This is a genomic window from Neorhizobium galegae (assembly GCF_017877055.1).
In the GTDB taxonomy this organism is placed as follows: Bacteria; Pseudomonadota; Alphaproteobacteria; order Rhizobiales; family Rhizobiaceae; genus Neorhizobium; species Neorhizobium galegae_D.
This window is the reverse complement of sequence record NZ_JAGIPG010000006.1, coordinates 15,457-40,188: the sequence shown is the minus strand read 5'-3', so window position 1 is coordinate 40,188 and position 24,732 is coordinate 15,457. Positions and strand designations below refer to the sequence as shown.

The window sequence follows — 24,732 nt, the reverse complement described above, 5'->3', positions numbered from 1 at the left end:
TCTTATGCGGCCAACATCCTTTCGATCGCGGCGCGGTCGATGCCTTTTTCGCCGATTACCACAAGGCGGCTTGTCCGCGCTTCGCCGGGTGCCCAGGCGCGGTCGAAATAATGGTTCACGCGCGATCCTACCGCCTGAACCTGCAGGCGCATCGGCTTGTTCGCGACTTCAACGAAGCCTTTTATACGCAATACGTTCTCTGCTTCCGCCGTCGCGGAGATGCGGGCGGCAAGCTGTTCGGCATCGGTTACTGCATCCAGATCGACGACAAAGCTGTCGAAATCGTCGTGATCGTGGTCCAGTTCGTCGTCGTGATGGGTCTTGCGGTTCTCGATGTCGTCCTCGACGGCGAGGCCGAGGCCGATCAGCACCGCCGGATCGATGGCGCCATTGGCGGCCGAGACGATTTTTACGGCGCGTGGCAGATGTGCAGCGACGCGATCCCTGGCGGTCGCGAGGCCGGCCGCATCCAGAAGATCGCTCTTGGTGAGCACGATCATGTCGGCGCAGGCCACCTGGTCCTCGAACACTTCCTCGACCGGATCGTCATGGTCGATCGAACCGTCCGCCTGGCGCTGCGCTTCGAGCGCCTCGTGGTCGTCGGCGACGCGGCCTTCGGCGAGCGCGAGCCCGTCCACCACCGCGATGACGCCATCAACCGTCACACGTGCCTTCACGTCAGGCCACTGGAAAGCCTGGACGAGGGGCTTCGGCAGCGCGAGGCCGGAAGTCTCGATGAGGATGTGGTCGACGCGCGGCTCTATGGCCAGGATCCGGTCGATCGCCGGCACGAAATCGTCGGCCACGGTGCAGCAGATGCAGCCGTTCGCAAGTTCGATGATATTGTCTTCCGGGCAGCTTTCGATGCCGCAGCCCTTCAGCACGTCGCCGTCGATGCCGACATCGCCGAATTCGTTGACGATGATCGCCAGCCGCTTGCCTTTCAGGTTTTCGATCAGGTTGCGGATCAGCGTGGTCTTGCCGGCTCCCAGAAACCCGGTGACGACGGTGCAGGGAACGCGGTCGAACGAAACGCTCATGATGGCATGTCCTCATGGTGATGAAAGGGTGGGATGCGGGCCGTCATGCCCTTGCCGCGCAGGCAGGTGGGACGGCCGCGAAGGGGAAGGAAACCGCGTTCGTCCTCGGCCAGCATCATCGCACCGGTGACGATGTCCTCGACATTGTCGAGCGAAAGATGGCCGAAGACATAGGACCAACCGCTCTTGTGATTGAAGGCGGCACTCGGGCTTTTTTCGCAATTGGCAAGGCAGGTGACCGGCTTGACCACCAGCGGCTTGCCGACGGCCGCTTCGCGCAGCGCCGCGATCAGCGCGATGCCCGGCCGGATTTCGCCATCGGACGCATCGCGGCAATTGGTGCAGACGAAAATCGTCACGTCTGCCAGGTCGGTGATCGCCGGGTCGTCTGGTTGGTGGTCACTCATCGGTCAGCCGCATTCCCGCAGGGGTCGAAAAAATCGGGGCGCGGAGCAGAAGGCCGAAACCGCCTGCGATGATCGAGAAACTTCCTCCGGAGCACCCCGCCCGGTGAAGCGAAATTAAATGGACGGCAGGTCTCCTGGCTCGCGGGTCGTCGCCATTTGCCTGCCTTCCCGGTTTCCCAGTGGCTTCTCGGCAATGGCTCGCCGCCTACAGTTGCGGGGGCAGCCGCGGCATTGATCCTGAAAAAGGGATCGCACCGCATTCTCTCTTAGCCCTCCCCGTTGCCGGAAAGGGACCATCTCCTTTCAACTAAGCCCGGTCGCTGGCCCATGTCAATGCGTCGCAAAGGCGATTGCCGTGCCGCCGAATTCGTCTATAGTGACAGCGCCTATGGTGCCCGAAAGGGTTTTAGAGGGAATGCGGTGCGACGGAATTCTGCCGTCCAACCCGCGGCTGCCCCCGCAACTGTAAGCGGAAAGTCTTTGCCCAAAACGGCCGTTCGGCCGTCAAGCCACTGGGAAACCGGGAAGGCGGGAGAAGGCGTCCGATCCGCGAGCCAGGAGACCTGCCAGAGGCGGCAAAGAACGTGAACGGCCCTCGGGTGGAGGGCGAAAGGACGAGACCATGGTACAGAATTCTGCCGCAACTGCAGTCGGCATTTCCGCTTCGAAGATCATTCCCCTCAGCATGACGGCCTTGCTCGGCCTGTTCATCGTCGGCTTTGTCGGCTTCTCGCATCTGGAAGTCGTCCACAATGCCGCGCATGACACGCGCCACTCGCTCGCCTTCCCCTGCCACTGAGGAGTTCTCCCCAATGTCGTTGTTTCGTAACATCGTCTTCACGGCGGTGATCGCCGGGCTTTTGTCCGGGCTGCTGCTCACCGTGATGCAGAGCTTCTCCACGGTGCCGCTGATCCTGCAGGCGGAAGTTTTTGAAAATGCCGGCGGTGAGGCCGCTCATAGCCATGACGCGGCGCCCGCAGCGGCCGGTGCGGCGGCACCTGCTGCCGACCACCACCATGATGACGAAGCCTGGGCTCCGGCCGATGGCTTCGAGCGCTTCATCTATACGCTCGCCGCAGACATGCTGTCCGGCATCGGCTTCGCCCTCGTCCTGATCGCCGCTTCGGAAGCGTTCGGGGGCTTCAAGGGTTGGCGCGGCGGCCTGATGTTCGGCATTGCCGGCTTCCTCGCCGTCATCCTTGCGCCGGGCCTTGGCCTGCCGCCGGAACTGCCCGGCATGCCGGCTGCCGAGCTCGGACCGCGCCAGATCTGGTGGGTCTCGACGGCCGTCTGCACCGCGCTCGGCCTCGGTCTGCTCGTCTACACGCGCTCGGCCGTGTTCGCCGCACTGGCGGTCGTGCTGCTGATCGCTCCGCATCTCGTCGGCGCGCCGCTGCCGCCCAGCCATGAAACTGCGGTTCCGATGGATCTCCATGCCCGCTTCGTCAACGCGGTCTATGCCACCAACCTGGTGTTCTGGGCCGTGCTCGGCGCGCTTGCCGGGGTCACCCGCGAAAGATTCCGGGCCGGCGAGGAAGTTTCTGCCGGATCTCCGGCGAAACTTGCTTCTCGATGAAAGAGATCGACGAGGCCGCAGCCGAGCGCCATCGCACCAAGATGGCGAACCGCAAGGCGGTGCAGGATGCCGAAGTGGCCGAGAAGACCCAGGAAAAGGGTCTTCTCATCGTCCATACCGGCCCTGGCAAGGGCAAATCCACAGCCGCCTTCGGCCTGGCGCTGCGCATGCTCGGCAACGATCGCCGGGTCGGAGTCGTGCAGTTCATCAAGGGTGCCTGGTCCACCGGGGAGCAGCCGGCGCTTGCCGTCTTCGGTGACCGCATCGTCTGGCACACGATGGGCGAGGGTTTTACCTGGGAAACCCAGGACCTGAAGCGCGACGTCGCCGCGGCCGAAAAGGCCTGGGAAAAGGCACTCGAACTGATGGCGGACGAAACGATCGGGCTCGTCATCCTCGACGAACTCAACATCGCGCTTCGTTATGACTATCTCGATCTCGACAAGATCGTCGCGGCGCTCCAGGCGCGGCGGCCGGATCTGCATGTGGTCGTTACCGGCCGCAACGCCAAGCCGGCGCTGATCGAGGCCGCCGACATGGTGACCGAGATGTCGCTGGTCAAGCATCACTTCAAGGCGGGCGTGAAGGCCCAGGCCGGCATCGAGTTTTAAGCGATGGTTGCGGTCAAGCCCGCTCGGGCGCTGATGTTTCAGGGAACGGGCTCGGATGTGGGCAAGTCGCTGGTCGTAGCCGGGCTTGCCCGCGCTTTCACGTTGCGCGGCCTGAGGATACTGCCGTTCAAGCCGCAGAACATGTCGAACAATGCGGCGGTCACAGCGGTTGGCGGCGAGATCGGACGGGCGCAGGCGCTGCAGGCGCGGGCAGCGGGGGTGCCGCTCAGCGTCCATATGAACCCGGTGCTCTTGAAGCCGCAGAGCGAGGTCGGCGCGCAGGTGGTGGTGCAAGGTAGGGTCGAAGGCAATGCCAAGGCCGCCGAGTATCAGATCCTGAAACGGACACTGATGCCGCGGGTCCTGGAAAGTTTCGAAATCCTCCGCAACCAGGCCGATCTCGTCCTGGTCGAAGGCGCCGGCAGCGCATCGGAAATCAATCTTCGCCATAACGACATCGCCAATATGGGGTTTGCCCGGGCCGCCGACGTGCCGGTGGTGCTGATCGGCGATATCGACCGCGGCGGGGTTATCGCAAGCCTTGCCGGGACCAAGCTCGTCCTCGACGCCGAGGATGCGGTGATGATCCGGGGCTTCATCGTCAACCGGTTTCGCGGCGATCCTAGCTTGTTTGCCGAGGGCATGCGGATAATCGGGGATCTCACCGGCTGGCAGCCGATCGGGCTGCTGCCGCATTTTGCCGATGCGGCCCGGCTGCCGGCGGAAGATGCGCTCGGCCTCAACGCGCCTTCGGTGCGGAAGGTGGGTGCGAAGATCAGGATCGCGGTGCCGATCCTGCCGCATATCTCCAATTTCGACGATCTCGATCCGCTGGAAGCCGAGCCGGATGTCGATCTGATCCGGGTCCGGCCGGGGCAGGTGATCCCCGGCGATTGCGATCTCGTGCTGCTCACCGGTTCGAAGGCGACGATATCCGACCTGGCTGCGCTGAAGGAGGCCGGCTTCGACGTGGATATCGCCGCGCATGTCCGCCGCGGCGGGCGGGTGCTCGGTCTCTGCGGCGGATACCAGATGCTCGGCAAGACGATTTCCGATCCGGAAGGGACGGAAGGGCCGCCCGGCTCGATCGAGGGGCTTGGCCTGCTGGATGTCGAGACGGTTCTTGCGGGCGATAAACGGCTGGAGGCCGTTGCGGGCGAGAGTTTCGACGGAATCTCCCTGTCCGGATATGAAATGCATATCGGCCGAACCACAGGCGCCGATTGCGGGCGACCGTTCTCGGTGATCGGCGGTAACCCGGAAGGTGCGATATCGGCGGATGGCCGGGTCTGGGGCACCTATCTGCATGGACTGTTCTCGGACGACCGGCAGCGGTCGGCCTGGCTGACGCGGCTCGGGGGATCCGTGTCGGGCCTGGACTACGAGGCCGGCGTTGACGCGGTGCTCGATCGCCTCGCCGCACATATGGAAAAGCATCTCGATCTGGATGGGCTGCTCAAACTTGCCAGATGATCCACGCCATCAGGCCGAAGAGGCCGATCAGCAGCGCGTCGGCGATGCGGGCGAGCTTCAGCGCGCGGCGGATGTCGTGGTGGTTGAGTTCGGAGCGGCCACCTTCGCCCATGAAACGCGCCTCGATCATCCGGCCGCCATAACTGCGCGGTCCGGCGAGCGCAATGCCGAGCGCGCCGGCCATCGCCGCTTCGGGCCAGCCGGCATTCGGCGAACGGTGATGACGAGCATCCCGCCTGACGGCGCGGACCGCGTTTCCGGGCGAGGCGCCATCGATAAAACCCGCTGCAACCGCGAAAAGCAGAGCGCTCAGGCGCGAGGCGGGCAGGTTGATGAGGTCGTCGAAACGCGCCGCCGCCCAGCCGAAGGCTTCGTATCGCGGCAGCTTGTGGCCGATCATGCTGTCGGCGGTATTGGCCGCCTTGTAACCGACGCCACCGGCCAGCCCGAAGATCCCCATCCAGAAGGCTGGCGCCACGACGCCGTCCGAAAAATTCTCGGCAAGACTCTCGATCGCCGCGCGGCAGACGGCGGCTTCATCGAGTTTTTCGGGATCGCGCCCGACGATTTTGGAAACGGCCTTGCGCCCGGCCAACAGCCCTCCGTCTCGCAGCGCCGTCGCGACGGCTTCGACATGGGTTTCGAGGCTTTTCTGAGCGGGGAGGCTGGCGGCGATCAGAACCAGCAGGATTGGCCCGAAGGGGAGCATCATCAGGTCGTATTCGATCACCAGGCCGAGCAGGGTTGTGATGCCGAGAAGTGCCAGAAGCGCGTACACGCCCTTTCGCTTGCGCGTGGAGAAGTCGTCGCTTTCGCGGTTCAGATCGCGGTCGAGCCGGGATATCAATGCGCCGATCCAGGTGACCGGATGGCCGATGCGCCGGAACAGCCAGTCCGGATAACCGAAGATGCGCTCCGTGATCAGGGCGAAAAATGCGAGAAGGAACATGAAGTTGGCAGGCCCTGAGATTGGCGACGAAATTGGTGATCCGATACAGCACGGCGGCAATCTTTCCCGTGCCCGGGCGCTGTTTCCACATGCGCCGGAACCCTGGGTCGATCTTTCCACCGGTATCAGCCCGTATTCCTATCCGCATTCGCCGCTGCCCGGCAATGCTTTCACGCGACTGCCTGACGTCGCATCGGCGGAAAGGCTGAAGGCCCTTGCCGCTGCTGCCTACGGCGCGCCATCGGCGGCACATGTCGCGGCGGGGCCTGGGACACAGATCCTGCTGCCGATGGTCGCCGATCTGGTCGCCCGGAAAGGCCGCGCTGCGGTTCTTTCGCCCACCTATGCGGAGCATGCCCGCGCGGCGCGGCTTTCCGGTTTGGAAGTCACCGAAACCGACGATCTGGATCGGCTGGCGGAAGCGGACCTCGCTGTCATCGTCAATCCCAACAACCCGACCGGACGTATCGTCCCGCGTGCCGATCTCTTGGCGCTTGCCGCAATCATGCGCGCGAAAGGCGGGCTGTTGGTCGTGGACGAGGCGTTCATGGACGTCTCGGAAGCATCGAGCGTCACCGATGCGGTGGATGCCGGCGGGTTGGTGGTGCTGCGGTCCTTCGGCAAGTTCTACGGCATGGCTGGCCTGCGGCTTGGCTTCGTGATTTCGCATCCGCAAACGATCGCGCGGATCGAGAACCGGCTCGGCCCGTGGGCAGTGTCCGGCCCGGCATTGCACGTGGCAAATGAGGCGCTCGGCGATACCAAATGGCAGAATGCGATGCGGCTGAAGCTGAAAGAGGAGGCGGCGCGGCTGGATGCTCTGCTCGGTGCTGCCGGAATACCTGTCGTAGGCGGAACATCGCTCTTCCGGTTCATCCGCGATCCGCGGGCGCAGGCGGTTTTCCGGCACCTCGGGGAACAGGGAATTCTGGTGCGCCGGTTCGAGGAACGACCCGATGATCTGAGGATCGGCCTTCCCGGCAAGAGCGACTGGCCACGGCTCGAAGAAGCCTTGAAAACTATTGAGCCGGGGAAGTGAATTTGTCGCGCCAGGCGATCTGGGCATTTGCAACGGGCAAAGCCGCCGCCTCATAGACACCGCGGGCCACGGCGCGGGCGGTCACCAGCGTCGTCAGATGGCAGATCTCCATGAAATCCGACGGGTCGTTTAACGGTTTAGCACCGGTCGCCGCCGAAAAGATCGTGTCGCCGTCGAACGGCAGGTGGGCCGGCAGGATCGCCCGGGCGAGGCCGTCATGAGCGAGGATGGAGAGCCGGTGTGCCTGCGCCTTGGCCAGCACGGCATCGGTGACGATGACGCCTATGGTCGTTGAGGTCACGTTGCGGCCCTTCAGGCGCATGCGATTGTCGAAAGTCGGAGGGAGTCCAAGACCGCCGAATTCCTTCTTTTCCTCAAAGGGAGCCGCCCAGAAATGCGGGCCTTCGCCGATTGTCGCCGAACCCAGCGCATTGGCGGCTACGAGCGCCGCAACCCAATGACCGGAAGATGACTTGGCGCTTGCCGAGCCGATGCCGCCCTTGAACGTCGCGGTCGTGGCGCCCGTGCCGGCTCCTATGGTTCCGAGCGCGAACGGACCCTTGGCGGCCGCCTTGAAGGCTTGATAGCCCATGTCGCGATAGGGCGAATGCAGGCCCCAGTCCTTGTTTCCGCCGTTCAGCAGGTCCATCAGGATCGCCTGCGGCACGATCGGCACGCGGACGCTGCCGACCTGGAAACCGCGGCCGATCTCGCGCAGGCCCGACTGCACGCCGCCGGCCGCATCCAGCCCAAAGGCCGAGCCCCCCGACAGAACGAAGGCATCGACGGTCTGTACAGTCATAGAAGGATCGAGCAGAGCCGTATCCCGCCCGCCCGGCGCACCGCCGAGCACGGAGCCGGAAGCGATCGCCGGTTCGTCGAAGACAATAGCCGTGACGCCCGAACCCAAGGCAAGATCGGTGGCGTGGCCGACGGCCACGCCACCGATATCGGTCAGCAGGTTCAGCGTAGCGGCCATCGATTATTCGATGTCGAACTTGACGCCCTGCGCGAGCGGCAGGGTGCGGCCGTAGTTCAGCGTATTGGTGGCGCGGCGCATATAGACCCTCCATGCGTCGGAGCCGGATTCGCGGCCGCCGCCGGTTTCCTTCTCGCCACCGAACGCGCCGCCGATTTCGGCGCCCGAAGGGCCGATATTGACGTTGGCGATGCCGCAATCGGAGCCACGGGCGGAGACGAAGGTTTCCGCCTCGCGCATGTCGTTGGTGAAGATCGAGGAGGAAAGGCCCTGCGGTACGTCGTTGTGCAGGGCGAGCGCCTCGTCGAAGCTCGAATATTTCATCACGTAGAGGATCGGGGCGAAGGTCTCGTCCTTGACCGGACCGGTCTGGGCCGGCATCTCGACGATCGCCGGGCGGACGTAATAGGCGTCTGCCGCCTCGTCTTGGTGAACACGTTCGCCGCCGGTCACCTTGCCGCCTTCGGCCTTGGCCGCTTCCAGCGCCTTCTGCATCTTGTCATAGGCGGCCTTGTCGATCAGCGGGCCGACGAGATTGCCGGTTTCGAGCGGGCTGCCGATCGTCACGGACTGGTAGGCCTTGGCGAGGCGGGGCACCAGCGTTTCGTATACGCTGTCATGCACGAAGAGGCGGCGCAACGAGGTGCAGCGCTGGCCGGCCGTGCCCATGGCGGCGAAGGCGACGCCGCGCAGCGTCAGGTCGAGATCGGCGGTCGGCGCGACGATCGCGGCATTGTTGCCGCCGAGTTCCAGCAGCGAGCGGGCAAAGCGCGACGCAAGCCGCGGGCCGACGGCCCGGCCCATTGCCGTCGAGCCGGTTGCGGAGACGAGCGGGATCTTGTCGTGATCGACCAGGACTTCGCCGATGTCGCGGCCGCCGATCAGAAGGGTCGAGAGGTTCTTCGGCGCCTTTCCGCCGTCGGCGACGAAACGGGCAAGCGCCTTTTCGAAGATCGCCTGGGTGGCGAGCGCGGTCAGCGGCGTCTTTTCCGACGGCTTCCAGACGGTGGAATTGCCGCAGACGATGGCGAGCGCCGCATTCCAGGACCAGACGGCGACCGGGAAGTTGAAGGCGGAAATGATGCCGATCGCGCCGAGCGGATGCCAGGTTTCCATCATCCGGTGTTCGGACCGCTCGGTGGCGATCGTCAGGCCGTAGAGCTGGCGGGAAAGGCCGACGGCGAAATCGCAGATGTCGATCATTTCCTGCACTTCGCCGAGGCCTTCGGAGGTGACCTTGCCGACTTCGATCGACACCAGCCTCCCGAGTGCGGTCTTGGCCGCGCGCAGTTCCTCGCCGAGCAGGCGGATCAGTTCGCCGCGCTTCGGGGCCGGGACCAGACGCCATTCGAGGAAGGCCGCATGAGCGGCATCGATCGCCTTCGCGGCACTGGCAATGGTTTCTTCCGGCAGTCTGCCGATTTCCAGGCCGGTGATCGGCGAACGGACGGCGAGCGTGCCGCCGGTATAGCTTTCGGCTTTGACGCCGAGATCGCTCAGAATGGTTTTCACCTCAGCGGCGAGGTCGAGAGTGGCGAGCGTCATATCAGTCTCCGGATGTCGAATTTTGCGTCAATCTACAAATCGGCGGCGGTTTTACAATCAGAACCGTTCGCCGGTGAAATGGGCGATCTGCGCGCCCGCTTCATAATAGGCTTCCTTTACGGCGCGGAAGCCGGGTTCCTGAACCTCGGTCAGCGGCAGCGGGAGGTCGGTTTCCGAAACCTCGCCGAGGATATGGCGTGCCAGCAGTTTACCGAATGTCGTGCCCGGCGCGATGCCGCGACCATTGTAACCGGAAAAACCGAGCACGTTGCGGCCGAATTTGTGAAAACGCGGAAGCGCATTGTCGGTCATGCCGATCTGACCATACCATTCGGCCTCGAATTCCACGTCTCCGAGCTGCGGAAAGAGCCGCTTCAGCGAGCGCCGCGCCCAGCTCTTGTGGATCCCCGTTCCGGTGCCGCGCAACGCGCCGACCGAACCGAAGACGAGCCGGCCGGCCTGGTCCATGCGGAAGGAGGAGAGGATGTCCTTGGTGTCCCAGCAGCCTTCGCGGCCGGGCAGGATCGAACGGCGCAGGTTGTCGCCGAGCGGCGTGGTGGCAAGGTTGAAATAGGGCAGATAGACCTGTTCGCGGCGCACCTGCTCCCAGGGGCCCGTGCTGTAGGCGTCGGTTGCGACGATGATCCAATCGGCGGTCACTTCGCCGTAGCCCGTCCTGACGACCTTCCGGCCGTTGACGTCATCCGTGCCGGTCACCGGGCTGCCGGTATGGAGCCTGGCGCCGGCCTTCACCGCCGCATGGGCGAGGCCGCGGGCATAGGCGAGCGGCTGCAACGTGCCGGCGCGCATGTCGAGCAGCGATCCGGCATAGGCACTGGAACCAACACGCCTTTCCGTCTCGGCGGCATCGAGCAAGGTCACCGGCGCGCCGCGCTTCTGCCATTGGCGAGCGCGCTCCTCCAGTTCCGTCAGCCCTTCCGGACCAACGGCGCAATGCAGCGTGCCACTCTTTTCCAGTTCGCAGGCGATGGCGTGTTTTTCGATCAGTTCGCGGACCAGGGCAGGGCCGTTGCCGAGCAGTTCGAGCAGGCGGTCGCCGTAGATGGGACCGAGTTCCTTCGGGAAATCGTCCGGCATCACCCACATGCCGGCATTGATCAGGCCGACATTGCGGCCGGCGCCGCCGAAGCCGATCTCCGCGGCTTCGAGCAGTACGACATCCGTTCCGGCCTCTGCAAGGTGCAGGGCCGCCGAAAGGCCCGTGTAGCCGCCGCCGACAATCACAACATCGGCAGATATCGCCTCCTCCAGCCGGGTGGTGAGCGGCGGGGCGGGGGCGGTCTTTTCCCAGAGGCCGTGAGAGCGGGGATCGTTCAGCATGATGATTGTCCGGGAGTGTTGATCGCCAACTCTTTACAGGGAGTAGTTATCGATGAATATCGACATGTTCTCAACAGGTCATTCGCCGGAGGAATGACATGCTGCCACCCCGGCGCTTCCTTCCATCATTCTCGCTTCTCTCGGCCTTCGAGGCGGCGGCGCGTACCGGCAGCGTCACCGCCGCGGCAAACGAGCTCGGCCTGACCCAGAGCGCCGTGAGCCGGCAGATTTCGGCGCTCGAAAGACAGCTTGGCGTGGCTCTGTTTTTACGCGAGCGACAGACGATCCGGCTGACGCTTGCCGGCGACGGTTATGCCCGCGAGGTGCGCGAAGCGCTCAGGCGTATTTCACATGCGTCGCTCAATCTCAGGGCCAATCCTTCCGGCGGCACGCTGAACCTTGCGGTCCTGCCATTTTTTGGCACGCGATGGCTGACGCCGCGGATCGGGCGATTTCTCGATGCGCATCCCGGCATGGTGGTAAATCTGATCACGCGGCTCGAGCCTTTCGACTTCCGATTCGATACGCTGGATGCCGCCATTCATTTCGGCTCTGCCCGCTGGCCGGGTGCCACGCTTACCTTTCTCATGGATGAGGAAGTCGTGCCGGCCTGCAGTCCGGCCTTCAAGGCCAAGCATGGTCTTCAAACACCGGCGGATGTGCTTCGGGCTCCGCTTCTGCATCTCAATACGCGGCCGGATGCATGGGAATTGTGGTTTTCGAAGAACCGGATCGTCTTCGACGCACTGCACGGCATGCTGTTCGACCAGTTCATCACGATGGTGGAGGCGGCAACCGCCGGACTGGGGGCCGCCCTGCTGCCGCGGTTCCTGATCGGCCGGGAGCTGGAACAGGGCCTGCTGGTGCCAGCCGTCGAGGCCGAGAGGATGGAGACCGGGCAATACCATCTCGCCTATCCGCCCGACCGGGCCACCTATCCGCCGCTTGCCGCCTTCCGGGACTGGATCACCCAGGAAATCCACGGGCAAGAGATTCACCAGGATACGCTTGCGAACGGCGGCCGCATCGGCCAATAGTCGGGCATGTCCATCATGATCGCGAAGGCGATCCGACCGACGGGAAGACGTCCATGAAACCTATTTTCGTCCAGCTCCGCTGCAAGCCCGGCAAGACCTACGAGGTTGCCGACGCCATCTACAAGACCGAGCTCGCGTCCGAACTCTATTCGACCAGCGGTGACTGGGATCTGTTGTTGAAGGTCTATATCAAGGACAACGACGAGATCGGCCGCTTCGTGAACGAGAAGATCGCGTCCATCCCGGGCATCGAACGTTCGCTGACGACGATGACCTTCACCGCGTTCTGAGCGCAATAAAAAAGCCGCCACGCGGGCGGCTTTTGGAATTGAATTTAAAAAATATCAGACATGCGCCGCCGAGGCGCTGTTGCGCGAGCGAACCAGCTCGCGGATCGCAAGACGTACCTCGTCGGCAGAGCCGAAACGCTGTTCGTCCAGATCGATGACATGGAATTTCACGGCGATGAACTTCAGCCGGTCCGCGTCAGGAATGACAATACCGACGGGCTCGCCGCCGAATTCGATTACTTGCTTCTGCATGGCAGACTCCCGCTTTGGCTGCTTGCGACGCAGCTCTGGCGAATGAAAATTTTCAGGAACGATTGAACTGAAGCGTTACATTCGACAGCACGGAAGGGAGCGGCGATCCGTGCCATTCATTTTGAACGCGGCCTCACCAAAGGCGGCGACGCGGACGAATTTTAACATGTCACTCTCCCTTCATGGTGTTGCGCGAAAATCAGCCAGACTCAGCAGGCCGAACGGAAATCATCTGTAGGCGAATCCTACAAAATGATCAACGAAAATCAGTCTACCTAGAATTTTTTTCCGACTGATGACAGGAAGAAGGCCGAATTGTGAAATTTCATTCGCGATTCTTGGTCACCGCCCGTCAGCCCAAAGATAGGTGGCTTTTCCACCCAAGCAAGGATCGACGGTGGAAAATTTCCGGCAAGGACCGGATCGGCCAGTTCAAATTTCCGAAAGCAGCATTTCGATCCGGTCCACCAACCCGTCGGCGCTTTTGCGGCTGAGGCATAGCGGCGGACGCAGAACGAGGCGTTTGGGCGTGCTGATATCCGCGACAATGCCCGGTTGCAGCCGTTTGCCGAGGTCCGCAGCCGTGTCGGCGAGATCGATGACGAGGAACAGCCCGCTCCCCGACACGGCGGTGATCGCAGGAAGACGCTCGCCCAGGCTTTCGAGCCGTGTCTTCAGATGGTTGCCGATCTCGCGCGTATTTTCGCGCATTTGCTCCTCCCGGATGACGTCGAGCGCCACGAGAGCGGAGGCGGCCCTGACGGGACACATCGCCGGCGGCTGTTGGTCCGAGGGGAGGTTTGCTGCAATCTCGGGCCGTGTCATGAGAAACGACAGAGCGCCGCCGTCCGGCCCGTCCGCAAACACGATGTCCGGGGCAAGCCCTCTGTGCGAAAACGCCCAGGTGTGATGGCCGAGGCGGCCATAGCTCGTTCCGGTTTCGTCGACGATCAGCAGGCCCGCCTTTTGCCGAAGCTCCGTCAAGGGCTCGTCCAGGTTCGCGGCCTCGCCATAACCCTCCGCCAGCACGGCCGCGACATCGTCGAGATCGTGGATCATATCCGCAGCGGTGCCGACAGACGGGACAGCGAAGAAATCCGGATCCCGCCGGACCATCCGCAGCCCCGGCAGGCCGATGATGCCACGCTTGTTGGTATGGCTGCGGGCAAGCCTGAAGGCGAGGTCCAGCGCCTCCGCGCGGCCGGCGACAAAAAGGACATGGCTTAGCCCTTCGGGCGCAAGCTCGGCCAATTGCGCCCGCAGAGCCTCTTCCGATTCTGATGGGCAGGCCCCGACGCGGTCGAGTAGGATGGTCTGGCGGTAGGCCGCGGCAGCAAGGCGCGGATGTCCGTGGCCGATCAGCGGCGCTTGGCCCGCGAAATCGAGCGAGGTGCGGCCCGTCGCATCGAAGAGGTATTCCTTCCAGCCGCGGACGGGCTGGTCGGGATATCTCGGAGCCGGGGCATTCGCGTCGATACCAAGCAGCGCCGACGGCGAAGGGTATAATCTCGACCACGTGCCCACCTCGGCGGGCTTGCAGAAGAGCGGCGGCACGAGATCCGGATCGAGGCAAAACCTGAGGCGCAGGCCGCCGACGGAATTTTCGGTCCCCGCGATGACACCAAGGGGGTCGCCCGCGGCGAGCTCGGTCTCTTCGGCAATCGCGCATTCGAGGCCTTCGACATGCAGGGTCAGGTCGCGGCCGACAAGGACGAGGCGGGGGCCGGCGGTTTTCAGCGTACCCGCAAAGGGCGCCACCGCCGGCATCCGGGCGGGTATGCAGGCATCGATGTGAAGCGCGAAACTTTCCGGTTCCTGCTGCGGGTCGATGCTGCCTTTCGAAAGCCGGTATTCGCCGTAGCGGGTGCTGGCGCGGCCGGTCTCCCGGGCGATGTGGGCAAGCAGCTTCCAGTCGTTGTCGGCATCCGTCCAGTTTCCGCCGTAAAGAAGCGGACTGGTGACGCTCAAATCCACCAGCCGGAAGGTGTCCGGGGCGATATCGGGCAGGAGGCGGCCGATCTCCGGCAACGGTTTTTCCATGCCCGTCGCATCCAGGATGGCCGCAAACACCTGCGCCGGCGAAACGGTCGTTGCGGCGTTCAGTACGGCGCGGCGTTTCTCCGCGTCTTCCCTGGCTTTCGGGTCATCGGGTAACCCGGTCTGGCGGCTTTCGGCTTCGGCGGCGAGAATGCCGGTGCGGGCAACGACAAGCGGCCACAGCGCCTCGAGCTCGTTCAGGGTGAACGGATGGATGTCATGATAGGCGCGGATCGCCGGCAGCAGCGCGAAAGGATCGCCGTCGCGGTCGGCGAGCAGATAGGCGCAGGTATTGGCGAAACCGGCGACCAGCCAGCCGTTGGCGATGCCCGTGAAGTCCGTCACGCCGGTCGGCAGCCATGTGCCGTCCGTATCCTCACCGACGACGGTTTCGCCGTTGATGTTCTGATGCGCGGCGGCGATCCTGAGGCTCGGGCCGAGCGGCTGGATGCGCCGGAGCGCCGTCACCATCGCCTTGGCGATGACGTCGCGGATTTCCTGGTCGGCGACGGCGGACAGAAGCGCGACAGTCTGCGGGCCGGCCTTGCGCAGGTCGCCTTCCGGCTCCCGCTGCAGCACCGGATGATCGAAATCCAGCAGGCTTTTTGCAAGTGCTGCGGAGATCGCCCCGAAGGCTGCCAGGGTCTGGTCCGGCAGCTTTTCGTCACTCGGCGGAGCCGTGCCGTCGAGAAAGGTGAGGAGCCGGATGCGACGCTCCTCGCCGCCGAGTGGCAGGACGAGGGTGTCGCCGCCATCCTTTGTCGGCACCGGCTCAGGAACCCGCGGCCCGTCCGGGCTGCGCAGAATATGGCGCATCAAGGCGTGTTCAGCCTCTATCTCCTCGACAGGTCCTTCGACAGGCGCCACCTTGAGCAGGTAGCGCATGTGGCCGTTGTCGATCAGGAAGTAAGGGTTTTGCCGACCCTCAATCGGGAAGATCTGTCCGGAAAGCCCGTAGTGGTCGCGTAGAACGTCCTCGATCGCGTCGATCGACAGGTCATTTGCAGGAGGCTCGATGAGTTCTGGCAGGACGTCGGACATGAACCTCTCCGGAAGGGCGCTTCCGAAGAGGATAGAGCGTTAACAGCCTGCGTCCATAGGCCTTTTTACCGACTTCGGATGAGCTTCAGCCCATGCGCTCAGAAGCGTAGGAACCGGGGCTCGGCGGGAAGACGACGGTGCGGTTGCCGTTGATGAAGGTGCGGTGATGGATATGGGCGTGGATGGCGCGCGCCAGGACCTGGCTTTCGACGTCGCGGCCGAGCGAAACATAGTCGTCGGCGCTCTGGGCATGGGTGATACGCACCGTGTCCTGCTCAAGGATCGGACCTTCGTCGAGATCGGCGGTAACGTAATGGGCCGTCGCCCCGATCAGCTTCACACCGCGCGTATAGGCTTGCTTGTAGGGATTGGCGCCCTTGAAGCTCGGCAGGAAGGAGTGGTGGATGTTGATGATCTTGCCGGACATCCTCTTGCAGAGACTGTCGGACAGGACCTGCATGTAGCGGGCCAGCACGATGAGTTCGGTGCCGCTCTGCTCGACCAGATCGAGAAGCTGGGCTTCGGCCTGCGGCTTGTTTTCCTTCGTCACCTTGATGTGGTGGAAAGGGATGTCGTTGTTGACCACGAGTTTCTGGTAATCGAAGTGGTTGGAGACGACGCCGACGATGTTGATCGGCAGCGCGCCGATCTTCCAGCGGTAGAGCAGGTCGTTCAGGCAATGGCCGAAGCGTGACACCATCAGGAGCACCTTCATGCGCTCTTCGGTGTCGAATATCTCCCATTCCATCTCGAACCGGTCGGCGATCGGCTTGAAGCCTTCGAGCAGTACCGGACGTTCGGCGCCTTCTTCGGAGAGGAAGCTGACGCGCATGAAGAACTTGCCCGTGTCGAGGTCATCGAATTGCGATGAGTCGATGATGTTGCAACCCTTGTCCGCCAGAAAGCCGGAAATCGCGGCGACAATGCCGCGCGTCGTCTTACAGGATACGGTCAGGACATAGCTCTTCATAAGTTCTCCCTCCTCTGCCATCGGTCGGCCATTCCGTGTATACATAAACTTGGCGTTGGACAATATCCAGCTGCCTATAGGGCAGGAAAATGCCCTCCGACCCCTGGCTTCGATCCTGAAATGTGTACAGCCCGCCTTGTTTGCCGTTTATGCGAGTTTCTTACCTCGTGACCTTAAAGCCAGTCACCCAAAATTCCGTTCCCTTTGCGCCGTCGGTGCGCGCATCACCGCCGCGGAAGCCGTATCGGGCAACGATTCGCATCTGCTAAAGGTTATGGTGGCAGGTCGTGGCTTACTCTGGAGGAAGGCTTGAAGCCGCGGCGTCTCGCGTTCGCTGGGCGTCCTAGTGTCGTTGGCCGTCGTGGCCGAGGCAAAGACCGCCTGCTCAGCCGATAGGCTCCGAAACAGTACCGCAAAGCGCCTTTGCCGATTTCTGGCGCCGGGTCGCCGCAGCCGTTGCCGGCGTCGACGGGATCGCCTTCGGCCTGATGAACGAGCCTTACGACATTTCGGCCGAAGACTGGCTTTCCGCCGCCAACAGCGCGATCGGGCGATCCGCCAGACGGGAGTCGCCAATCTCGTGCTCCTACCGGGCACGGCCTGGACAGGAGCCCATAGACTTGCCGCAGATGCAGGTTCTCTCCCGCGTCTTTTCGGAACAATCCACCTGCTATTGGTAAAATTGCGCCTGACAAATTAAGCGCTTGGAAGCAAGGCCGGAGGTATTGCTGGTGCAGTGATTGAAAACTTGCCGGCAGGACCATGACGGACGCTCGACATAAATCCCCGGCCGCCGGGGAAACCTCGCCCCTGCCTCAACGCTCGGCTTCTGAACCGTTGACGTTCGACGGCACCGTTGGGCTTTTCACGCCGTCGTCGGCGGGAACTACGCCGTCCGGCGTTGCTGTGCTGTTTGCCAGCCCGTGGGGACTGGAGGAGATGTGCACGCGCAAATTCTGGCGCATCATTTCGGAAAAGCTTGCCGATCGCGGCATCGCCAGCCTGCGGTTCGATTATCCCAGTACCGGCGATGCTCTTGACGACCTCGACTTCGGGGGCGGGCTTTCGGTCTGGTCCGACAGCGTCGTATCCGCAGCCACGCACCTCAAGGCGCTTTCCGGTTGCGACCGGATCGTTCTTGTCTCCCAAGGCCTGGGTGCCGTCGTCGCGACTACGGCTGCCGAGAGGCTCGAGGGCCTCGCCGCCATCGCCTATCTGGCGCCCGTCGTTTCCGGTCGCCTGCATATCCGCGAGCTCGCAGTCTGGTCCAAGGTGGTAGACGAAAATCTGGGACTGGCCGACGAGCAGCGCGACAAATCCGGGGTGTCGATCGCTTCGCTCACCATGCCCGGCCAAATCGCCGACGAGGTTCGCAAGGTCAATTTGCTGACGGTCGATCGACAGGTCGCGCCGCGCGTTCTGGTCGTCGGACGGGCCGACCGGCCGTCTGACAAGGAGTTTGCCGCGCGGCTGCGGGCGCTTGGCGCGGATGTGGATGAACAGGCTTTCGAAGGTTACGACAAGCTCGTCTCCAACCCGGTGATCGTCAAAATGCCGCTGCCAGTCGCCGATAATCTGGCGAACTGGATCGCGGCACTGCCGTCCGAACCGGCTTCCGCATCAACACGTTCCCCAGGGCCTGCTGTGCCTCTTGCCGGCGACGGTTTTACCGAAACGCCGGTCCGCTTCGGTGTCAACAGCCGGCTTTCGGGGGTTCTCTGCGAGCCGTCGCACGGCCGCGCCGGCGCGACGGTGCTTTTCCTGACATCGGCTTATGACCGGCATGCCGGCTGGGGCCGCGCGACCGTGGCCCTGGCGCGCGCGCTTGCGCGTTCGGGCATTCCGTCACTGCGTTTCGATACCGCCAATGTCGGCGACAGCCCGCCGGTGCCTGGCCGGCCGGATCAGGTTCTCTATCATTCGGACCAGAATGCCGACGTCTCGGAAGCGATCGATTTTCTCGAAACCCGCCGCCTGACACCGGTCGTTACCGCCGGCCGCTGCAGTGGCGCCTATCTCGGCCTCCAGGCATCGCTCGTCGAACCGCGCATCGCCGGCAATGTCTCGGTCAATCCGGCGGTCTTCCGCTGGCGCCCCGGCCGCTCCGTCGAGGACATGATCGTCAACGGCGCGCGCAGCCTGCGGGACTACCGCAAGCGGGCCTTGCGGGCCGAAACCTTCAAGCGCATCCTGAGGGGTGAGGTCAATACCGTCGCCGCGGTCCGCAATATCGCCAAAAGTATAGGCAACCGGATCAAGGGCAAAGTCCTGCACGCCTTCCGCGGTTTCCTGCCGGAGGGGCGGGCGATCTACGGTGCTTTCCGCACCCTCCATCAGCGCGGCACCCCCATCTCGCTGATCTACAGCGAGAACGACCTCGGTCTCGAGCAATACGATTTCTATTTCGGCCACGATGGGGCGGGCCTGGCTCGTTTTCCAAACGTGTCGCCGGAAATCATTCCGGATGCCGATCACAACCTGACGCCGGAGCATGCCCGCAAGGTCTATCTCGAGGCGTTGAGGGAAATGGCTTTCCGCTTTCCTCTGGAAGAAGACGTCTATTCAAAAGCGGGTGGTTCGGTCGCCGCAGAGTGAGCGGATCGTGCCTTGGGGTCTGCCGGCGGCTTTGGAGAGCGCGGCAAGGCGAATGCGCCTGATTGCACCGGGCGCCAGATGGAATCCGTTGTCCGATGCGCGGTAATCGGCGCATTCGATGCTGATCGACTGGGCGAAGCCATCGCTCGAAAGCTCCAGCCAGAACTCTGCCCCACTCTCGACGACTGAAACCGTGATCTCGGCATCATGCATGGCGTGGGCACGCCCGAGCGGGAAATGGAAAGCCTCGGCCAGGATTTCCCGGGTTTGCGCATGTTTCAGCCGCGCCATCGTCACGTCATGAGAGGGCGGGCCGAAACGGTAGGCGTAGTTCGTGTCGAAGAAGGCGCCGAACAGATCGGTCGAGGCGATACTCTCGCTGCTGCGAGAAACAAGCGTCAGGTCTCGGCGGCCTGAAACCACCGCCATCCTGCCGTCCCGCAGGCAGGCGAGTTCCAGAACGAGCGGCAGGTCGGCAGGCGTTTCGTTGAGAAGGTGGATATCCAGCCCGTTGGTGCCCTCGTCGGCAAAGAGTATCTGGACCGGCCGGAAGGCGCGCTTCAGCGCGAACCAGGCAGGTTTCGGCGTGCGGTCGACATCGACTACGCCCCAGCCGGGACCGGGCATGACATCCTGAAAGGTGAAGGTAAGCGCACCGTTGCAAGTCGAGCCGGGCCGGCGCCATTCGGCAAAGGCCGCTTCCATCACCTCTCCGGTCACGGCGCGGGAGAGGGCCAGATATCGTTCCGGCTGCTGTGAACGCAGCGTCTGCGGATCGACACCGTAGAGCTTGCCGAGGTAATGATCGCGAACGTCCTCGAAATCCCAGTCTACTCCAGCATCACGGGGAATTCCGGACTTGCCGCCGACAAGCGTTTCCGAATCGGAGAGATTTGAAAATGCCAGGCACTCGGCTGCAAAACGAATGTTCGCCCGCCGTGCATCCTCGAGTGGTCGCTTGTAGGCGCCGACGCCGTAATAGTGAGCAACGCCGGCATTCGGGTAGAAAGGCAATGCGCCGCCGGAAGGCGAGTTCGCAACATAGGGCAGGTCCGGCCGGCAATCGGCTGCCAAGGCAGGAAGGGTTTCCTCGCAGAGCGGACCTTTCCAGATGCGCTCCGGCAGGCCCAGCATGGCGCCTTGCTGGTAGATTTCGCTGCCGCCGCAAAGCACCGCCAGCGACGGCGAGGCTTGCGTCGCCGCCAGGAATTGCCCGACTTCCGTTTTCACGTGAATCACGAAATCCGGATCGGCCACCGGATAATCGAAGTTGGCGAACATAAGATCCTGCCAGACCAGGAGGCCGAGTTCATCGCAGAGCGCAAAAAATTCGGGGCTTTCATAGGTAGCGATACCCGGAATGCGGATCATGTTCATGCCCGCGTCTCTCGCAAGCCTGAGCCACGGCTCGTAGCCGGCGCGATCGCCCGGCAGCTTGATGATGTCGGCGGAGGTCCAGACGGCGCCGCGGCAGAATATCTTCTCGCCGTTGACGATCACCGCGAAATCGTCGCCGTCTGCGCCGCGATCGACTTTCAGGCTGCGGAAGCCGGTCCGGACGAGCGGGAATCCTTCGCCGTCGACCTGAAGTATCACGTCGTAAAGCGCCGGTTCGCCATGGGTATGCGGCCACCAGGGTTTTATGGCCGGCAGGCGAAGCTCGGCGGAATATCGCTCGCCGTCGTTCGCAAAACGCGCCTCGGTGCCGTTGCAGACGAGCCGCAAATCCCGAGGCGGTCCGTCAAAGGCAAAACTGACTTTAAGGAGGCCTGATCCTCTTTCATCGAGCGTGGCCGAAACCGCGAACTCCCTCGCCGGGAGAAGGTGGCTCGCGGGGCTGGACGAGGCAGGCGGCCTGATTACCGAGACCGGCCGCCAGGGTCCCACCGCATGAACCTCGGGACACCATCCCGGCATGGAGCCGAGTGTCGTGGTGCGGATCAGGCGGAGGCCCTGCTGGTTCATCAGCCGCGGCCGCCAGCGAGCACGAGGCCCGGCCTTTTCCAGATGCGGTTTCAGGGCTCGGAAGCAGATCGACAGTGTTTCGGTGCCGGTCAGTTCCACCGCGACATCGTGGCTCTCGAACATGCCTGCCGAGGACAGGATCAGTGTCTCGCCGAGAAACACCTCGGTCACAGTCGCAAGCCCGGCAAACCGCAGGATCGCCGGCCCGGGCGCTTCACCGGCAAGCGGGCAGCGATACCAGGCATCCCTGTCGATCAGCGGCTCGGGATTGTCGCGGTCGAAGCGGCCGGCGGCTTCCAGCGCGGCGGCGACCGTGCCGGGCACGATGGCCGGGAGGCATTCCAGGTCCGTAGGAAGGTCGGACGGCAGCGTGTAGGCGCCGGGCTCCGTCAATGCCAGAGACCAGCCTTCGGCAAGAAGGCTGGTCTTTGATCCGATAGGGATAAGAAGGCTCACGCGGCCTCGCGGGCTTGGGTCAGCGTCGAGGCCAGGTCTCCCATCAGCAGGTCCCAGGCCTCGGCGGCCGGATCGAGCGCTGTTGCCAGCGGTTCGAACTTCTTGCGGGTAAGGGCCCGGGCAAGCTGGAACTGGGTGGATTTCGCTACTTCCGAAATCCTCAGCGCCTGTTGTTCAGACTGGGCGAATGCCTTGTGGTTCAGCCAGGCGAGATGGCTCGCCAGCAGCTCGAAATTGGCACCGACCTGCCGCAGCGTGTTGAACGCGTATTTGTGGAAGAAGCCGAAGTCCCTGTCGGCGATCCGCTCCACCTGCGCCGGGAAGACCTTCGCAAACGCACGGATCGGATTGTCCCCCGGCCGCCGGGCAAAATGGTGCCGGAGCAGCTTCCAGGCGGTTTCGCGAATGTCGCTGGCGTCCGGATAGGTGGCGGGGTACTTGGCGAATTCGGTATAGGGCAGGAAGGGCAGCGCGTCCGGACCTGCGTTCAGCTGGAACAGGCCGTCGAAATCTTCGCCGGAAAGGGTGAAGAAGCCGCCATTGTGGAAATAGTCGAGCTCGCGGCGTTCGAGGTCCAGCCGGTTGATCGCGACTGTCGTCTTGCCGTGTTCCTGGCGATAGGCGACGCCGCGTGTATCTGGCAGATAAAAGCTGTCGAGTTCGAGCAACGTCAGCCGGCCGCGACGGATCTGCTCCGCAACATGCCATTCCGGCCGGTCGAAGATCGCCAGTTCGGTCACGCGGATGCCGAACAGGGTCTCGAGGTCTTCGAGCGGCACCTTGAAGAAGGTGAACTGGTCGCCTTCGAAATCCTGGGTCAGGGTGAAGCCGAGCATGGCTTCCGGCGGCAGGCCCTGTGCCGAAAGCACTTCTATCCACAGATCGACGTAACAATTCGTCTCCGGCCACATGCGCTCGGCCGAATGCAGCGCATGAGCCTTGTAGTTCGCCGGATCGAGCGCCGGAAATACCGCGGTCATTGGATCAGCCCCAGAGCGTAGCGCGGACGGAGTCCGGCCACTCTTTTACGTCCAGACCGTGGGTGTGGAAGAGCGCAAGCGCGATACGTTCAAGGCCGAAACCGACGCAGGCCGTGTGAGCGACGCCGCCATCCTCCAGGTTGAGCCCCCATTTCAGACCGAAACTGTCCTGATGATAGTTGAAGCTCATGCAGGCGGTGGGCTTGGCGACAGAGGTGATCGGGATCAGCAGTTCGAACTTCAGGTTCTGGTCGCGCTGGTTGTTGACCAGCATCTTGCCGGCGCGCCCGAAGAACGGGTCGTTGGCGATGTCGATGGTCACCTTGAGGCCAACCGACTTCATCATCTCGACGCCGCGGTCCATCCACAACTGACGGAAATCGGTGACATGTTGTTCGGTACCCATGCAGACATATTCGCGCATGCGGAACAGCTGCTGGCGGGCCGGATCCTTGGAAGGTTCGTGACGGAAGCAGTAGCTCTGCAGGTCGAAGAGACCGCCGCCGGCGGGCAGGTTGCCGCGGCGCGCGACGGTCGGATAGAGCGGATAGCAGGCGGCCGGCGTCAGAACGATGTCGGTCGCCTCCTGGCCCTTGGTCCAGTCCTCCTCGCCCACTTCCATGCATTTCAGGAGGCTCATGTGGTCGAGTTCGTTGCCGCAGAACGAGTGGATCGTACCGGCGAGCTGCGGAAAGCTCTTCATGTAGCCGCTGGTCTCGAAGAAGGCGCGGTTCATGCCCGGCGGGAAGCGCATGGCCTCGGCGCCGTCGGCACCGCCGACCTTGTCGATCAACCGCTCGAAGGCCGCGATGACGTCTTCGAACTGGCCGCTGCGGCCATACAGTCCGTCGACGCCGGTCTCGATCAGCAGGCCTGCATCGAACAGGCGGTCGAGAAAGGAAACTTGAATATCCATGGCTTCACCTCATTCTTATCAAAAAATTACATCTGAAGTGATGGGGGCGTCAGCCGAGCAGGCTGGTGTCCGGTTTCTGAACGAGCAGCATGGTCGACGTATTGCCGAGGATGCGGTCGTTGGAGATCATCAGCTGGGCCGAGTGCGCGTCGCGCAGATGCCGGCCGAGGCTGTAGGGCGTACCGTTCTTGTAGCCCATGATGCCGCAGATGATCATCGCCTGGTTGATGATGGTCAGGATCGTCTCGGAGGAGGCGAGCTTGACGTTGTTCATGGCGATCGAAAAGGCCATGGACGACAGCCGGTCGTGATCGAGTCTGGCATCCGCATAGAGCTTAAGGCCCGAGAGGATGTTGCCCTTGAGGAGCTGCAGCAGGTTCGAGGCTTCGGCGAGTCTCAGCGCGCCGGGCGGCTGAGTGCCGCCGGCCTTGCGGGCCGCGGCGCGCACAAAAGCCTGGGCGCGCAGCACTGCATCGGCGGCGATGCCGTACCAGACCGCGCTCCAGAGGAGATGCGAAGTGGCGAGCATCGACTGCGCCGCAATCTCGGCGAACGGCTTCGGAAAGATCTGGACGGACGGCGCTTCGCCCTGGAAGAGGAAACCGTCGGAGCAGGTGCCACGCATGCCGAGCGTATCCCAGTCGACGGTTTTCTGGAGGGTATACTGGCCCTGTTTGAAAACGGTCATGACCTGATCGGTCGGGGCGGCCTTCTCGTTGGAGCGCGAAGTGACCATGATCGCATCGGCATGGGCACCGTAGGAAATCACCGTAGCATCCTTCGTCAGGCGGCAGGTGTCGCCCTCGACCTCGATCGCGCAGATCGAGTTGCGCATGTTGCCGCCGATGCCGCCCTCGGTCGTCGCGGAGGCGACGAGAAGCTGGCGGCCGGCAAGTTCGCGCATGAAGTCCTTGTGCCATTCACTGTCGCCACCGTGTTCCACGAGGCTCGAAACCTTGATCTGGTGCATGGCGAAAACCATAGCGCTTGCGGCGCAGGCCTGTCCCAGAATGGAGCAGACCTCGGCGATCTCGGCGATCGAGGCACCCTCGCCGCCGAACGCGGACGGAATCTGGATGCCGATCAGGCGCTCTACCTTCATGGCATCGACCGCCTCGCGCGGGAAGCGGCCGTCACGGTCGACGTGGTCAGCAAATTCAGCCGCAACGGCTGCCACGCGGTGAGCGCGGGCGCTCAGGCTCATGTCGGCGGCATAGGCGGGGAGGCTCATC

General features: G+C 63.3%; 22 protein-coding genes and 2 riboswitches. Of the genes, 9 read left to right on the top strand and 13 right to left on the bottom strand.

Annotated elements, in window-relative coordinates; translation table 11 throughout:
- Positions 1 to 2: 2 nt before the first annotated feature.
- Positions 3 to 1,040 (bottom strand): cobalamin biosynthesis protein CobW, encoded by a 1,038-nt coding sequence (cobW, locus tag J2857_RS28425; RefSeq protein WP_210013434.1) that lies wholly within the window; start codon positions 1,038 to 1,040, stop codon positions 3 to 5.
- Positions 1,037 to 1,447, bottom strand: a complete 411-nt coding sequence (locus J2857_RS28420) for a DUF1636 family protein (protein ID WP_210013433.1) — start codon at positions 1,445 to 1,447, stop codon at positions 1,037 to 1,039. The genes cobW and J2857_RS28420 overlap by 4 nt, the downstream gene beginning before the upstream one ends.
- Before the next feature lie 107 nt (positions 1,448 to 1,554).
- A riboswitch (cobalamin riboswitch) is annotated at positions 1,555 to 1,760 on the bottom strand.
- 59 nt (positions 1,761 to 1,819) lie between these two features.
- A riboswitch (cobalamin riboswitch) is annotated at positions 1,820 to 2,032 on the top strand.
- 37 nt (positions 2,033 to 2,069) lie between these two features.
- Between J2857_RS28420 and J2857_RS28415 the strand changes: the two genes are divergently transcribed.
- From J2857_RS28415 to J2857_RS28400, 4 genes are read left to right on the top strand one after another with little or no spacing between them, the layout of a single operon-like run.
- Complete coding sequence (locus tag J2857_RS28415) at positions 2,070 to 2,246, top strand: CbtB domain-containing protein (RefSeq protein ID WP_210013432.1); 177 nt, start codon at positions 2,070 to 2,072, stop codon at positions 2,244 to 2,246.
- 13 nt (positions 2,247 to 2,259) lie between these two features.
- Positions 2,260 to 3,024 (top strand): CbtA family protein, encoded by a 765-nt coding sequence (locus tag J2857_RS28410; RefSeq protein WP_210013431.1) that lies wholly within the window; start codon positions 2,260 to 2,262, stop codon positions 3,022 to 3,024.
- Positions 3,021 to 3,635, top strand: a complete 615-nt coding sequence (cobO, locus tag J2857_RS28405) for a cob(I)yrinic acid a,c-diamide adenosyltransferase (RefSeq protein ID WP_210013430.1) — start codon at positions 3,021 to 3,023, stop codon at positions 3,633 to 3,635. The genes J2857_RS28410 and cobO overlap by 4 nt, the downstream gene beginning before the upstream one ends.
- Before the next feature lie 3 nt (positions 3,636 to 3,638).
- Positions 3,639 to 5,108, top strand: coding sequence for a cobyric acid synthase (locus J2857_RS28400; RefSeq protein WP_210013429.1), 1,470 nt, complete (start codon positions 3,639 to 3,641; stop codon positions 5,106 to 5,108).
- Here the strand turns inward: J2857_RS28400 and cbiB are convergent.
- Complete coding sequence (gene cbiB, locus J2857_RS28395) at positions 5,092 to 6,057, bottom strand: adenosylcobinamide-phosphate synthase CbiB (protein WP_210013428.1); 966 nt, start codon at positions 6,055 to 6,057, stop codon at positions 5,092 to 5,094. The genes J2857_RS28400 and cbiB overlap by 17 nt on opposite strands.
- Here cbiB and cobD point away from each other — a divergent pair.
- A complete protein-coding gene (cobD, locus tag J2857_RS28390) occupies positions 6,056 to 7,096 on the top strand; it encodes a threonine-phosphate decarboxylase CobD (RefSeq protein WP_210013427.1) in 1,041 nt (346 codons plus the stop codon). The two genes, cbiB and cobD, sit on opposite strands and share 2 nt — an antisense overlap.
- On the opposite strand, the gene J2857_RS28385 is transcribed toward cobD, so the two are convergent.
- Genes J2857_RS28385 through J2857_RS28375 form a run of 3 tightly spaced genes read right to left on the bottom strand, consistent with a single transcriptional unit; the run spans position 7,077 to position 10,961 of the window.
- Positions 7,077 to 8,075 carry a P1 family peptidase gene (locus tag J2857_RS28385; protein WP_210013426.1) on the bottom strand — a complete coding sequence of 333 codons (999 nt, stop codon included), beginning with the start codon at positions 8,073 to 8,075 and terminating at the stop codon, positions 7,077 to 7,079. The genes cobD and J2857_RS28385 overlap by 20 nt on opposite strands.
- A 3-nt stretch (positions 8,076 to 8,078) precedes the next feature.
- Positions 8,079 to 9,620 carry an L-piperidine-6-carboxylate dehydrogenase gene (gene amaB, locus J2857_RS28380; RefSeq protein ID WP_210013425.1) on the bottom strand — a complete coding sequence of 514 codons (1,542 nt, stop codon included), beginning with the start codon at positions 9,618 to 9,620 and terminating at the stop codon, positions 8,079 to 8,081.
- Between the two features lie 57 nt (positions 9,621 to 9,677).
- Complete coding sequence (locus tag J2857_RS28375) at positions 9,678 to 10,961, bottom strand: NAD(P)/FAD-dependent oxidoreductase (RefSeq protein WP_210013424.1); 1,284 nt, start codon at positions 10,959 to 10,961, stop codon at positions 9,678 to 9,680.
- Positions 10,962 to 11,059: 98 nt separating this feature from the next.
- Here J2857_RS28375 and J2857_RS28370 point away from each other — a divergent pair, with 98 nt between their 5' ends.
- Entirely contained in the window at positions 11,060 to 11,998 is a 939-nt protein-coding gene (locus tag J2857_RS28370) for a LysR family transcriptional regulator (RefSeq protein WP_210013423.1), read from the top strand.
- A gap of 53 nt (positions 11,999 to 12,051) precedes the next feature.
- Positions 12,052 to 12,288 (top strand): Lrp/AsnC ligand binding domain-containing protein, encoded by a 237-nt coding sequence (locus J2857_RS28365; RefSeq protein WP_007765628.1) that lies wholly within the window; start codon positions 12,052 to 12,054, stop codon positions 12,286 to 12,288.
- A gap of 54 nt (positions 12,289 to 12,342) precedes the next feature.
- Here the strand turns inward: J2857_RS28365 and J2857_RS28360 are convergent, their stop codons facing one another.
- The 3 genes from J2857_RS28360 to purU all read right to left on the bottom strand — a co-directional run bounded on the left by J2857_RS28360 (position 12,343) and on the right by purU (position 16,588).
- The gene (locus tag J2857_RS28360; RefSeq protein WP_007765631.1) at positions 12,343 to 12,540 is read right to left on the bottom strand and encodes a hypothetical protein; all 198 of its coding nucleotides are present in this window, start codon (positions 12,538 to 12,540) and stop codon (positions 12,343 to 12,345) included.
- A gap of 432 nt (positions 12,541 to 12,972) precedes the next feature.
- The gene (locus J2857_RS28355) at positions 12,973 to 15,618 is read right to left on the bottom strand and encodes an aminotransferase class III-fold pyridoxal phosphate-dependent enzyme (protein WP_210013422.1); all 2,646 of its coding nucleotides are present in this window, start codon (positions 15,616 to 15,618) and stop codon (positions 12,973 to 12,975) included.
- Between the two features lie 85 nt (positions 15,619 to 15,703).
- A complete protein-coding gene (gene purU / locus J2857_RS28350; RefSeq protein ID WP_210013421.1) occupies positions 15,704 to 16,588 on the bottom strand; it encodes a formyltetrahydrofolate deformylase in 885 nt (294 codons plus the stop codon).
- A 392-nt stretch (positions 16,589 to 16,980) separates the two neighbouring features.
- Between purU and J2857_RS31155 the strand changes: the two genes are divergently transcribed.
- Both J2857_RS31155 and J2857_RS28345 read left to right on the top strand, forming a co-directional pair.
- On the top strand, positions 16,981 to 17,268 hold the full coding sequence (locus J2857_RS31155) for a hypothetical protein (RefSeq protein ID WP_373426859.1): 288 nt from the start codon (positions 16,981 to 16,983) through the stop codon (positions 17,266 to 17,268).
- 259 nt (positions 17,269 to 17,527) lie between these two features.
- A complete protein-coding gene (locus J2857_RS28345; RefSeq protein WP_245363962.1) occupies positions 17,528 to 19,183 on the top strand; it encodes an alpha/beta hydrolase in 1,656 nt (551 codons plus the stop codon).
- Here J2857_RS28345 and J2857_RS28340 read toward each other — a convergent pair.
- Genes J2857_RS28340 through J2857_RS28325 form a run of 4 tightly spaced genes read right to left on the bottom strand, consistent with a single transcriptional unit; the run spans position 19,151 to position 24,731 of the window.
- Positions 19,151 to 21,604, bottom strand: a complete 2,454-nt coding sequence (locus J2857_RS28340; protein ID WP_210013419.1) for a glycoside hydrolase family 2 protein — start codon at positions 21,602 to 21,604, stop codon at positions 19,151 to 19,153. The genes J2857_RS28345 and J2857_RS28340 overlap by 33 nt on opposite strands.
- Positions 21,601 to 22,584 carry a DUF1839 family protein gene (locus tag J2857_RS28335; RefSeq protein WP_210013418.1) on the bottom strand — a complete coding sequence of 328 codons (984 nt, stop codon included), beginning with the start codon at positions 22,582 to 22,584 and terminating at the stop codon, positions 21,601 to 21,603. Before J2857_RS28335 ends, J2857_RS28340 begins: the two co-directional genes overlap by 4 nt.
- Before the next feature lie 4 nt (positions 22,585 to 22,588).
- Positions 22,589 to 23,500 carry an amino acid--[acyl-carrier-protein] ligase gene (locus tag J2857_RS28330; RefSeq protein WP_210013417.1) on the bottom strand — a complete coding sequence of 304 codons (912 nt, stop codon included), beginning with the start codon at positions 23,498 to 23,500 and terminating at the stop codon, positions 22,589 to 22,591.
- A 49-nt stretch (positions 23,501 to 23,549) separates the two neighbouring features.
- The gene (locus J2857_RS28325; protein WP_210013416.1) at positions 23,550 to 24,731 is read right to left on the bottom strand and encodes an acyl-CoA dehydrogenase family protein; all 1,182 of its coding nucleotides are present in this window, start codon (positions 24,729 to 24,731) and stop codon (positions 23,550 to 23,552) included.
- Between the last annotated feature and the right edge of the window lies 1 nt (position 24,732).